Source organism: Streptomyces sp. PsTaAH-137, assembly GCF_003259365.1.
GTDB lineage: Bacteria > Actinomycetota > Actinomycetes > Streptomycetales > Streptomycetaceae > Streptomyces.
Window position 1 is genome coordinate 39,818 of record NZ_QLLY01000005.1, and the last position, 11,722, is coordinate 51,539.

The 11,722-nt window shown below is 73.5% G+C and carries 12 protein-coding genes; 8 read left to right on the top strand and 4 right to left on the bottom strand.

Features of this window, described 5'->3' with window-relative positions:
- Positions 1-93: 93 nt before the first annotated feature.
- Positions 94-606, bottom strand: a complete 513-nt coding sequence (locus K377_RS12045; RefSeq protein WP_111663273.1) for a MarR family winged helix-turn-helix transcriptional regulator — start codon at positions 604-606, stop codon at positions 94-96.
- 108 nt (positions 607-714) lie between these two features.
- Here K377_RS12045 and K377_RS12050 point away from each other — a divergent pair, with 108 nt between their 5' ends.
- Genes K377_RS12050 through K377_RS12075 form a run of 6 tightly spaced genes read left to right on the top strand, consistent with a single transcriptional unit; the run spans position 715 to position 7,677 of the window.
- The gene (locus tag K377_RS12050) at positions 715-2,010 is read left to right on the top strand and encodes an NAD(P)/FAD-dependent oxidoreductase (protein WP_111663274.1); all 1,296 of its coding nucleotides are present in this window, start codon (positions 715-717) and stop codon (positions 2,008-2,010) included.
- On the top strand, positions 2,007-2,741 hold the full coding sequence (locus tag K377_RS12055) for a DUF1365 domain-containing protein (RefSeq protein ID WP_111663275.1): 735 nt from the start codon (positions 2,007-2,009) through the stop codon (positions 2,739-2,741). Before K377_RS12050 ends, K377_RS12055 begins: the two co-directional genes overlap by 4 nt.
- On the top strand, positions 2,738-4,024 hold the full coding sequence (locus K377_RS12060) for a cyclopropane-fatty-acyl-phospholipid synthase family protein (protein ID WP_111663276.1): 1,287 nt from the start codon (positions 2,738-2,740) through the stop codon (positions 4,022-4,024). Before K377_RS12055 ends, K377_RS12060 begins: the two co-directional genes overlap by 4 nt.
- Complete coding sequence (locus K377_RS12065; RefSeq protein WP_111663277.1) at positions 4,021-5,331, top strand: cyclopropane-fatty-acyl-phospholipid synthase family protein; 1,311 nt, start codon at positions 4,021-4,023, stop codon at positions 5,329-5,331. The genes K377_RS12060 and K377_RS12065 overlap by 4 nt, the downstream gene beginning before the upstream one ends.
- The gene (locus K377_RS12070) at positions 5,328-6,128 is read left to right on the top strand and encodes a DUF1295 domain-containing protein (protein ID WP_111663278.1); all 801 of its coding nucleotides are present in this window, start codon (positions 5,328-5,330) and stop codon (positions 6,126-6,128) included. Before K377_RS12065 ends, K377_RS12070 begins: the two co-directional genes overlap by 4 nt.
- A 34-nt stretch (positions 6,129-6,162) precedes the next feature.
- Positions 6,163-7,677, top strand: coding sequence for a cryptochrome/photolyase family protein (locus K377_RS12075; protein WP_111663279.1), 1,515 nt, complete (start codon positions 6,163-6,165; stop codon positions 7,675-7,677).
- A gap of 9 nt (positions 7,678-7,686) precedes the next feature.
- Here the strand turns inward: K377_RS12075 and K377_RS12080 are convergent, their stop codons facing one another.
- Both K377_RS12080 and K377_RS12085 read right to left on the bottom strand, forming a co-directional pair.
- Positions 7,687-8,439 (bottom strand): anti-sigma factor domain-containing protein, encoded by a 753-nt coding sequence (locus K377_RS12080; protein ID WP_111663280.1) that lies wholly within the window; start codon positions 8,437-8,439, stop codon positions 7,687-7,689.
- Positions 8,436-9,020 carry a sigma-70 family RNA polymerase sigma factor gene (locus K377_RS12085; protein ID WP_111663281.1) on the bottom strand — a complete coding sequence of 195 codons (585 nt, stop codon included), beginning with the start codon at positions 9,018-9,020 and terminating at the stop codon, positions 8,436-8,438. Before K377_RS12085 ends, K377_RS12080 begins: the two co-directional genes overlap by 4 nt.
- A gap of 163 nt (positions 9,021-9,183) precedes the next feature.
- On the opposite strand from K377_RS12085, the gene K377_RS12090 reads away from it, so the two are divergent.
- A complete protein-coding gene (locus tag K377_RS12090; RefSeq protein WP_111663282.1) occupies positions 9,184-9,840 on the top strand; it encodes an alpha/beta fold hydrolase in 657 nt (218 codons plus the stop codon).
- Positions 9,841-9,866: 26 nt separating this feature from the next.
- Here the strand turns inward: K377_RS12090 and K377_RS12095 are convergent, their stop codons facing one another.
- On the bottom strand, positions 9,867-10,892 hold the full coding sequence (locus K377_RS12095) for a MerR family transcriptional regulator (protein WP_111663283.1): 1,026 nt from the start codon (positions 10,890-10,892) through the stop codon (positions 9,867-9,869).
- 211 nt (positions 10,893-11,103) lie between these two features.
- On the opposite strand from K377_RS12095, the gene K377_RS12100 reads away from it, so the two are divergent.
- On the top strand, positions 11,104-11,718 hold the full coding sequence (locus tag K377_RS12100; RefSeq protein ID WP_111663284.1) for an RNA polymerase sigma factor: 615 nt from the start codon (positions 11,104-11,106) through the stop codon (positions 11,716-11,718).
- The last annotated feature ends 4 nt before the right edge of the window (positions 11,719-11,722 follow it).

The following is an 11,722-nucleotide window of genomic DNA, read 5'->3' on the forward strand; positions in this document are numbered from 1 at the left end:
AAGTATCTTAATGATTGAGCTAAAAATCTCCGACGGCGGGTTCCTCGCTCATCATTCGCCCCGTGCGTGCCGTTCGGATGCGGCGCGCGGCGATCAGCCGCGGAGACCGCTCCGGGTCTCGGCGAGTTCCTCGTTGAGGACGTTCAGGAAGCGCAGGACGACGGCCAGTTCGGGCTCGTCGAAGCGGCGCCTGGCCCGCTCCGTGGCCTCCGCGAGCGGAGCGAAGTGCTTGCGGGCCTGCGCCTGCGCGCTGGGCACGTAGTGCAGGTGGACGACCCGCCGGTCCGCGCTCTCGCGGACCCGCTTCACGTGCCCGGCGCGCTCCAGCCGGTCGACGCAGGCGCTGACCGCGCCGGAGGTCAGGCCGAGGCGCTGCCGCAGCAGGCTCGGGGTGAGCGGGGTCTCGGAGTCCAGGATGGCGGCGAGCGCCTGGACGTCCGTGGGGTGCAGTTCCTGACCGGCCGCGAAGGCGTGAATGAGCCGGTTCAGTTCGCCGTTGAGCCGGCGCAGCTCGACGGCGAGGGAGCGCAGGTCCGGGTGCGACGGCGCGGTCGCGGAGGCGGCCTCGTCCGCCTCGGGGGCCTTGCGGGGTTCACGGTTGTCCACCCGCTCACCCTATCGACGCCATCGGCGATCCCCTTCCACCAATCCGCCGCCCGAGCGGCTCCGGATCATGAATGAGACCGCGCCCGCGGTCACCGGGGAGGAGAGGCGATGACGTCGATATCGGGGCGCAGCCCCGGGGAGGCCGGAGCGCGGCACACCGCCGTGATCGGCAGCGGCGTGGCCGGGCTGACCGCCGCGCACGTCCTGGGCCGCACGCACCGGGTCACCCTGTACGAGGCCGACGCCCGCCTCGGCGGCCACGCCCACACGCACGAGCTGACCTCGCCCGACGGCGCACGGCACCGCGTGGACTCGGGCTTCATCGTGCACAACCGCGCCACCTACCCGAACCTGCTGCGCCTGTTCGCCGAACTCGGCGTCGCCACGCAGGAGTCGGAGATGAGCATGTCGGTGCGGTGCGAGGGATGCGGCCTGGAGTACGCGGGCGCCCGCGGGCCCGGCGGACTGTTCGCCCGCCCCCGCAACGCCGTACGCGGCCCCTATCTGCGGCTGCTCACCGAGGTCCCGGCCTTCCACCGTGCGGCGCGCCGCACGCTCGACGAGGACCCGGGCTGCACGCTGACGCTGGGCGGGTTCCTGGACCACGAGGGCTTCTCCCCGTACTTCCGTACGCACTTCATGACCCCGCTCGTCTCGGCGGTCTGGTCCTGCGACGCCGCCACCGCCCAGGCCTACCCGGCGGTGTACCTGTTCCGGTTCCTCCGGCACCACGGGATGCTCTCGGTGAGCGGATCGCCGACGTGGCGCACCGTCACCGGCGGCTCCGGCAGCTATGTCGACCGGGTGGCCGAGGGAGTGGACGAGGTGCGGCTCGGGACGCCGGTCCGGGCGGTGCGGCGGCACCCGGACGGGGCCGAGGTGACCACGCAGGACGGCGCCACCGCCTCGTACGACTCCGTGGTCGTCGCCACGCATCCGGACCAGGCGCTGAACCTGCTGGCCGACGCCACCCCGCTCGAGAAGACGGTCCTCGGCGCCTTCCGGTACTCACGGAACACCACGCTGCTGCACACCGACACCGGTCTGCTGCCCCGCGCCCGCCGGGCCCGCGCCTCCTGGAACTATCTGATGCCGTCCTGCGCGGCGGGCGCCGACCGGGTCCGGGTCAGCTACGACATGAACCGGCTCCAGCGGCTGACCGCGCCCGAGACCTACGTCGTCACGCTCGGCGGCGAGGACCGGGTCGCCCCGGACCGGGTGCTGGCGCGCATGGTGTACGAACACCCCGTCTACACACCGGAGTCGGTCGCCGCGCAGCAGCGGCTGCCGGAACTGAACTCCGGCGTCACGGCGTTCGCGGGCGCCTATCACGGCTGGGGATTCCACGAGGACGGCTGCCGCTCGGGGGTGGCGGCCGCCGCGGCGCTCGGGGTGCACTGGTGAGCGCCGCGCCGGCCCTGTACGACGTCGCGGTCGTCCACGTACGGACCGCGCCGCAGCGCTACAGCCTGCGGCACCGCACCTACATGTGGCTGATCGACCCCGACCGTCCCCCTGAACTGCCGCTCCCCCTGCGGCCGTTGGCGCGGTTCGATCCCCGGGACCACTTCACCGGACGCGCGCCGTCCGTCCGCGCCGGGCTCGACGCCTTCCTGGCGGAGCACGGGGTGGATCTGGCGGGCGGCCGGGTGCTGATGCTCGCCCACGCGCGGGTACTCGGGTACGTGTTCAACCCGCTGACCCTCTACTGGTGCCACGGTCCGGACGGCGCGCTGCGCTGTGTCGTCGCCGAGGTCCACAACACGTACGGCGAACGCCACAGTTACCTGCTGTACCCCGACGGCGAAGGACGGGCGACGACCGGCAAGGAGTTCTACGTCTCGCCGTTCTTCCCCATCGACGGCCGTTACCGCATGCGCCTGCCCGCCCCCGGCGGCCGGGTCGACCTCACCGTGCAGCTGGAGCGCGAGGGCGGCCGGCCCTTCACCGCAACCGTTCGCGGTACGCGACACGAAGCACGGACGCGGACCCTGCTGCGGCTGGCCGTGCGCCGGCCGTGGTCCACGCTCGCCGTGGCCGCCGCCATCCGGTGGCACGGCGTGCGCCTTTTTCTGCGCGGGCTTCCGGTCCAGCCCCGGCCCGCTTCACGACGATGCCCGGAGAACCACCGATGAGAACAGACGAATCCCCCTCGACCACGGCGTTCCGCGGCACGGCGCGGCCCGCTTCCGGCGTCGATCCGGTCCGCTGGCCGGACGTCGCGGCGACGCCCCGGGTCTCACGGGCCCGCACCGCGGTCGCCGCCGCCGTCGTGCGCCACGCGCTGGAGCGGCTGCCGCTGCGCGTGCGGTTCGCCGACGGGACCGAGCTCGGCCGGGGCGGTCCGCTCCTGGAGGTGCGGCAGCCGCGGGCGTTCCACGCCCGGATCGGCCGTGACGGCCTGATCGGGTTCGGCGAGTCCTACATGGCGCGGGAGTGGGACGCGCCCGACCTGGTGGCGGTGCTGACCGTGCTGGCGGCGCACGCGGCCGACCTGGTGCCCGCGCCGCTGCAACGGCTGCGCGGCCTGTGGGCCCTGCGCCGGCCGGCCGCGCAGCGCAACAGCCCGGACGGCTCCCGCGAGAACATCAGCCACCACTACGACCTGTCCAACGACCTGTTCGCGCTGTTCCTCGACGAGACCCTCAGCTATTCGTCGGCAGCCTTCCGCGCGCTGCCCGCCGAGTGGAACCTGCTCGCCGACGCCCAGCGCCGCAAGATCGACCGGCTGCTCGACCTCGCCGAGGTCGGCGACGGCACCCGGGTCCTGGAGATCGGCACGGGGTGGGGCGAGCTCGCGCTGCGGGCCGCCGCCCGCGGCGCGCACGTCACCTCGCTCACCCTCTCCCACGAGCAGCGGGACCTGGCGCGCGAGCGGATCGCGGCGGCCGGGTTCGCCGACCGGGTCACGGTCGAGCTGTGCGACTACCGCGAGGCGCGCGGCACGTACGACGCCGTCGTGAGCGTCGAGATGATCGAGGCCGTCGGCGCCGAGTTCTGGCCGGTGTACTTCCGTACGCTCGACGCCCGTCTCGCCCCGGGCGGCCGGGTCGCGCTCCAGGCCATCACGATGCCGCACGAGCGGATGCTGGCCAGCGGCTCCACGTACACCTGGATCCAGAAGTACATCTTCCCCGGCGGTCTGCTGCCGTCCGTGGAGGCGGTGGCGGAGGTCGTGCGCGACCACACCGCGCTCAGCGTGACGCGCCGGGACGGTTACGGCGCCCACTACGCCGAGACGCTGCGGCTGTGGCGCGAGCGGTTCGCCGCGCGCGCGGACGAGGTCGACGCGCTCGGCTTCGACGAGACGTTCCGCCGCATGTGGACGTTCTATCTCGCCTACTCCGAGGCCGGGTTCCGCTCCGGCTACCTCGACGTCCAGCAGTACCTGTTCACCAAGGAGGCGTCCGCCCGATGAACACCGCACGTGCCGTCCGCACCGGTGCCGCGCACCGGCTCGCCGCCATCGCCGCGACCGCGCTCGGCGGGCCGCTCCCGGTCCGGCTGCGCACCTGGGACGGCTCCGAGTCAGGGCCCGTCGACGCCCCCGTGGTCGTCGTACGGTCCCGCAGGGCGCTGCGCCGACTGGTGTGGCAGCCGGGCGAACTGGGGCTGGCGCAGGCCTATGTGACCGGCGAGATCGACGTGGAGGGCGACCTGGCCACCGGTCTGCGCACCATGTGGGCGGCGGCCAGGGAACGCCGGCTGCACCCGCCCCGGCTCACCCTCGCCGAGCGGGCCAACGCCGTCGGCACGGCGGCCCGCCTCGGCGCGGCGGGGCTGCCGCCCGCGCCGCCCGCGTCCCAGGCGCGGCTGCGCGGCGTGCTGCACAGCAGGTCCCGCGACCGGGCCGCGATCAGCCACCACTACGACCTGTCCAACGCGTTCTACCGGCTGCTCCTCGACGAGACCATGGCCTACTCGTGCGGCTACTGGGCGTCCGACGCACCGGAGTTCGGCCCCGCGGACGCGCAGCGCGCCAAGCTGGAGCTGATCTGCCGCAAGCTGGGCCTGGTGAAGGGCGCGCGGCTGCTCGACATCGGCTGCGGCTGGGGATCGCTCACGCTGTACGCGGCCGAACGGCACGGGGTTCATGTGACGGCCGTGACGCTCGCCGCCGAGCAGGCCGCGCACGTACGGGAACAGGTGCGCGAGCGGGGTCTTGAGGACCTGGTCGACGTGGTGTGCCAGGACTACCGCGACATCACGGGCGGCGGCTACGACGCGGTCGCCACCGTCGAGATGGGCGAGCACGTCGGCGACGCCGAGTACCCGGCGTTCGCGGCGTCCCTGCACCGCCTCGTGCGGCCCGCGGGGCGGGTCCTGGTGCAGCAGATGTCGCGCGGGAGCGTGGCGCCGGGCGGCGGCGCCTTCATCGAGGCGTACATCGCCCCCGACATGCACATGCGGCCGCTGGGCGACACGGTGGCGCTGCTGGAGTCGGCCGGCCTGGAGGTGCGGTCGACGGAGTCGCTGCGCGAGCACTACGTGCGCACGGTCGACGCCTGGCACCGCACGCTGGAGGAGCGCTGGAGCGATGTCGTGCGGCTCGTCGGCGAGGAGACGGCCCGGGTGTGGCGGCTGTACCTGGTCGGCGGCGCCCTGGCGTTCGACGAGCGGCGCATGGGCGTCGACCAGATCCTCTCCGTCCGGCCGACCGCCGACGGCGGCGCCGGCATGCCCGCGACACAGCGGGACTGGTACGAGGGGCTGGACGAGCTGTGAACGGCTTCCCCTGGGCGGACTTCGCGGCGGGCCTCGGCTGGTCGGCCGCCGCCGCGCTCGCCGTCCTCCTCGGCACCTTCGCCGTGGCGCTGCGCAAGGGCCTGCACCGGATCGTCGACGTCGCGTGGGGGCTCGGGTTCACGGCGGTGGCCCTGGTGAGTTACGTGGCGTCGGCCGGCAGCGGCGATCCGGGGCGCCGGGTCCTGGTGACCGTGCTGACGGCGGTGTGGGGCGTCCGGCTGGCCGTCCACATCGGCAGGCGCGGCCGCGGGCACGGCGAGGACCCGCGCTACGAACGGATGCTGGCGAAGGCGCCGGGCAGCCGGAACCTCTACGCGCTGCGCATGGTCTATCTGCTGCAAGGAGCCCTCGTCTGGCTGGTGTCGCTGCCGGTGCAGGCCGCGGGGTACGTGCCCGGGCCGATGAGCGGGTTCGCCTGGGCGGGTGGCGCGCTGTGGGCCGTCGGGATGGTCTTCGAGGCGGTGGGCGACGCCCAGTTGGCCCGGTTCAAGGCGGACCCGGCGGCGAAGGGCCGGATCATGGACCGGGGCCTGTGGCGCTACACCCGGCACCCCAACTATTTCGGTGACTTCTGCGTGTGGTGGGGCCTGTTCCTGCTGACCTGCGACTCGCTCGGGGCGGCGGCCGTCAGCGTGGTCTCGCCGGTGGTGATGACCCTGTTGCTGACGAAGGGCAGCGGCAAACGCCTGTTGGAACAGCACATGGCCGGGCGGCCGGGCTATACCGAGTACGTGGCGCGGACCAGTGGCTTCTTCCCCTGGCCGCCGCGCCGCTGACGGCGGATCGCCCACTCGGAAGGAACGGCGCACGGTGCCTGAGAACGACACGGACGTGGCGGCCCACTGGCTCTTCGGGGACCAATTGGGGCCGCACTTCCTCACGGCGGGACCCGACGGGCCGCACCGGGACACTCCGGTGCTGATGGTGGAGTCCCGTGGCGTGTTCCTGCGCCGCAGGTTCCATCGCGCGAAGGCGCATCTGGTGCTCTCGGCGATGCGGCACCGCGCGGCCGAACTCGGCGACCGCGTCACGTACGTGAAGGCCGACAGCTATGTGCAGGGGGTGCGCGAGGCCGTCGGCGACGCCCCGCTGACGGTCCATCATCCGACCTCCCGCGCGGCCCTGAAGCTGGTCCGCGCCCGCTCATCGACGCGGGTGCTGCCCGCCCGCGGCTTCCTCGTCGGCCACGACGACTTCCGGGACTGGGCGGCACGGAGCAGTTCCGGACAACTGCGCCAGGAGTCCTTCTACCGGTGGGTGCGCGGCAACCACGATCTCCTGATGGACGGCGCCGAGCCGGCCGGCGGGCGCTGGAACCTCGACCACGACAACCGGGAACCGGCACCGCGCGGTGCGGCCGACCTCGGGGTGCCCGCCCCCTACCGGCCGCGCGAGGACGAGATCGACGAGGAGGTCCGCGCGGATCTCGACCGCTGGCAGCGCGAGGGCACGGTGGAGTTCCTGGGCGACGACGGGCCGCGCCGCTTCCCCGCGACCCGGCGTGAGGCGCTGGCCGCGCTGCGGCGCTTCCTGGAGTTCCGGCTGCCGACGTTCGGCACGTACGAGGACGCCGTGCTCGCGGCGGACCCCGTCATGAGCCACAGTCTGCTGTCCTCGTCGCTCAATCTCGGCCTGCTCGACCCGGCGGAGTGCGTCGAGGGCGCGGAGGCCGAGTACCGCGCGGGGCGGGCGCCGCTCAACAGCGTCGAGGGCTTCGTCCGGCAGATCGCCGGCTGGCGGGAGTACGTGTGGCAGCTCTACTGGCACTTCGGCCCGGAGCACAAAACGGCGAACGTGCTGCGGGCGCACGGCGAGGTGCCGTCCTGGTGGGAGGAGCTGGACTCCGGCGGTGTGGAGGCCAACTGCCTGTCGCACGTGCTCGACGACGTGCGGGCGACGGGCTACACGCACCACATTCCCCGGCTCATGATCCTGGGGAGCTTCGCCCTCCAGCGCGGCTGGGACCCGGCCGAGGTGACGGACTGGTTCCACCGGGCGTTCGTCGACGGCTACGACTGGGTGATGGTGCCGAACGTCATGGGCATGTCCCAGTTCGCGGACGGCGGGCGGATGACGACGAAGCCGTACACGTCGGGCGGCGCCTACCTCAACCGGATGACCGACTTCTGCGGTGACTGCCGCTTCAAGCCGACGGTGCGGGTGGGCGACGACGCGTGTCCGTTCACGGCCGGGTACTGGGCGTTCCTGCACCGGCACCGCGCCCGGTTCGAGCACAATCCGCGGATGGCTCAGGCGGTCCGCGGCCTCGGCCGCCTGAGCGATCTGGACGCCCTGCTCGAACAGGAGCGGGACCGTACCGACTGACGCGGGCCGTCAGGCGGGCAGTTTCATCAGCGCCACCGGGTCGGTGGTCGGGTGGTCCGATCCGCCCGCCGGTTCGACGGTGATCCCCATCCCGGATGCCCCGTCCACGGATCCGTTCAGCAGGACCGTCTGGTCGCTGCGTGCCGCGTCCATGAGTCCGGCCGCCCGCATGGTGCCGCCGTCGTCGAACCACAGCTGGTAGACCTTGCCCCGGGGCGGCTCGGCCATTCCGCTGACGACGAGGACGGCCCTGTCCTGCGCGGCGGAGACGACGACGGTGCCGCTGGCGCCGCCCGTCAGCCGGGCCGAGCCGGTCCTGGCGTCCGGCGCCGAGAGCACGGCGGCGATCCGGTCGCTGCTCCGCTCCGCCTCCCTGGCCTGCTGCACCGCGTCCTCGGCGCGCTGGTGCTGCCACACCGCGACCCCGCCGAGGGAGGCCGCCGCGGCCAGGCAGGCGGCCAGCGCCCACCGCGACAGCAGGCGCCGTCGTGCGGCTCCCGTGCGGGTCGTCTGCGTGGCGCCCGGCTCCCCCGGCATCTCCTGGCGGACCGTGGTGATGCGGCGCAGCACCTGCTCGCGCAGTTCGGGCCGCGGCTCGTCGGTCGCGGCCAGGCCGAGCCGGGCGGCGGTCGCGGTGAGTTCGGCGGTCTCCTGCGCGCAGGCCTCGCAGTCCGCGAGATGCCTCTCGAACGCCTCGCGCTCCTCATCGGTCAGCGCGTGCACCGCGTAGGCGCCCGTCAGGGTGTGCAGGTCGGCGGTCATGCGGTCACCCCCAGGCAGTCGCGCAGCCGGATGAGTCCGTCGCGCAGCCGGGTCTTGACCGTGCCGAGCGGCACGGCGAGCGCCTCGGCGACCTGACGGTAGGTCAGTCCACGGTAGTAGGCGAGCGTGACGGCCTGCCGCTGGATCTCGGTCAGGGTGCGCAGACAGCGCCGCACCTGCTCCCGCTCCAGCCGCGCTTCGACCTGCTCGCTGACCTGGTCGTACTCGGGTGTGTGGTCCAGGAGGGCGGCCTTGCGGTCGCGGGCGGCGGCCGCGTCCACGGACCGTACGCGGTCGATGGCCCGTCGGTGGGCCAGGGTGAGGATCCAGTTCATCGCGGTCCCGCGGTCGGAGCGGTAGCGGGGCGCCGTGCGCCAGACCTCGACCAGGATCTCCTGGGCGACCTCCTCGGACTGCGCCCGGTCGCGCAGCACGGCGCGCACGGTGCCGAAGACGGGTCCGGCCACGACGTCGTACACGGCGGTGAAGGCCTTCTCGTCGCCCAGGGCGACCCGCCCCACCAGTTCCTCGAGGTCCGGCTCGTCGGCCGGACGACCGCCGATGTGCACGGCTTCTTTCACTGGGCCCTCCGTGGTCTTTGCATGTCCACGGTTAATTCGGAGCCCGATCGTCCGTGGATTGGTCCGTGGACCGATCCGTCTCCGTACCGGCTACGGATCGATGATGAGGGGTCTACGGGGAAAGGGCGCGGTACGGCGCCCGGCACGAAGGGAGCGAACACGGATGACGGTGGACGAGCGCGGGTCGAGTGCGGTGCGGACGGGTACGCGCGCGCTGGTGGCGGGCGAGGTTCCTCCCCGGGTGCGTGCCGCGGTGCTGTTCCTGCACGGTGGCCGGGCCGACAGCCTGGCCCCGTCGCGGCCCTGGCATGCGGCGGCCCTGCGGATGCGGCCGTTCGAGAGGGCCGTGGCCTCCGCGCTGCCGGACGACGACGTGCTGCTCGCGCGGGTGCGCTATCGCGTGCGCGGGTGGAACGGCGCGGCGGCCGATCCGCTGCGCGACGCCGAGGAGGCCCTCGCGGAACTGGTGCGGCTGGTGGGTGAGGTGCCGGTGGTCCTGGTGGGCCATTCGATGGGCGGCCGCACCGCGCTGCGGGTAGCGGGCACGTCCTCGGTACGGGGTGTCCTGGCGCTCGCGCCGTGGTGCCCAGACGGTGAACCGGTGACTCAGTTGCGGGACAGGGATCTCGTGGTGCTGCACGGGGACCGGGACCGGGTGACGGATCCGGTGGCCGCGCGGTCCTTCGTGGAGCGGGCGGGCGCGGCCGGCGCGCGGGCCGAGTTCCGCGGCGTGCCGGGCGGCGATCACGCGATGCTGCGCCGGGCGGGATTCTGGCATCGCACGGCGGGTTCGGTCGTGGCGGGCATGCTGCCGCGCTGAGGGCGTGCTTCGCGGAGAAGGCCGCGTCAGCGGGGATCGGCGGCCAGCAGGGCGACGGCCTCGCGCAGCCCGGCGGGCTGGGACGCCCGGTCGACGGTGGCGCCCCGCCAGCCGGGTCCGGCCAGGTGCAGCCGGGGCTGCTGCCGGGCGCCCTGGGGGCCCCAGGTCGACTGGAGGAGGTGCTGGGCCAGCGGGGTGTTCGCCAGCGAGCGGGCCTGCGACCAGAGCATGACCGCGGCGGGGCCGGTGCGGCGCACCGTCGAGACGAGGGCGTCGGCGGGCACGGCGGCGCCCAGCATCCGGGCCGGGCGGCCCGCCTGGAGCAGCGCCGCGTGCACGGCCTCCAGCGGAAGGGTGTGCTGCTCGCCGGGCACGCACGCCAGCAGCACCCAGTTGTCGTCGCGGCTCGCCTCGGGGAGGCCCAGCAGGTACGGCGCGTTGCGCAGCGCCGTCGACACGTGCCAGGACAGCAGGTGCTCGACCTCGACGTACCGGTCGCCCGAGGTCTCCCACTTGCGGCCGACCGCGTGCAGGGTCGGCATCATGAGTTCCTCCCAGGCAGCGATCACCCCGTACGTCCGCACGAACGCGTTCAGCCGCTCCTGAACGGCAGTGGAGTCGAGGCGCAGGGCGGCCCGGATGAGCCCGCGGCACTCGGTCCTGACCGTGCCGGGCGGCACCGGCGAGGAGTCGGCGACCGATGCGTCCGCCGGGGCGATCGTGGCGTCGACGGATCCCGTGCCGGAGCGTTCCGCGGGTACGACGACGGCCTTCGCGGCGTGTTCCTTGACGACGCGCGCGGCTTCGGCGGGCGGTACGCCGGATGCGGTCAGCCGGCACATCTCCTCGATCATGGCCACGTCCTGGGGTGACCAGCGGCGGTGCCGGCCCTCGTCCCGGCGGGCCGGGCCGAGGTCGTAGCGCCGGTCCCACGAGCGCAGGGTCGTGGGCGAGATGCCGAGGCGCCGCGCCAGCGAGCCCGACGTGATCCCGGCGCCGTCGGCGGTCGAGGGGCGCCGGGACGATCGCGCCGGAGCATCACCAGTGTCCATGGATCAACTATATCGATGCGTAACCGCTGCATGCCTGATGGAGGCCCGAAGACGCCGTCCATCCCGCCCCATCGCCGCGGCATGAGCCCGCGAGAGTCCAACGAACACGATCGCCACCCGGCAAAGCGATGCGTATTCGTTGCGAGTCGAATCGGTGCGGATCGCTGGTCATGGTGGGCTCACTCAGTCGGCCACAGAAGGGCACGGGTCCATGCGCGCGCAAACGATTTCCCGGACGACGACGCCGCACGGTGACCTGTGGGCCCCCGTCGAGGAGTCCCTCGCCGACGAGGAGCTCGCGGCCGGACTCTGCGACGGCCAGGAAGCCTGCCTGGAGGCCGCCTACCACCGCTGGGGCACGCTGGTCCACACGCTGGCCTACCGCTCGCTGGGCGACGCGCGGGAGGCCGAGGACGTCACCCAGCAGGTGTTCCTGGCCGTCTGGCGCGGCCGGGACGGCTACGACCCGGCGCGCGGCGCCCTGGCCGGCTGGATCGTCGGCATCACCCGGCGCAAGATCGCCGACGCGCTGCGCGCACGCACCCGGCGCTCCGATCTGGCGTCGGCCGCGGAGGCGCAGCTGAGCCTGGCCCCCACGACCGCCGACGACGCCCCGCAGCGCACCCTCGACCGGGTCGTGGTGAGCCACGAGCTGGCGCAGTTGCCCGCGACGCAGCGCCGCGTGCTGGAACTGGCCTTCTTCTCCGACCTCACCCACACCCAGATCGCGCAGGTGACGGGGTGGCCGCTGGGCACGGTGAAGAGTCACTCGAAGCGTGGCCTGCACCGGCTGCGGCTGCGGCTCGTCGGCACCGACCTCGGCTGAACCG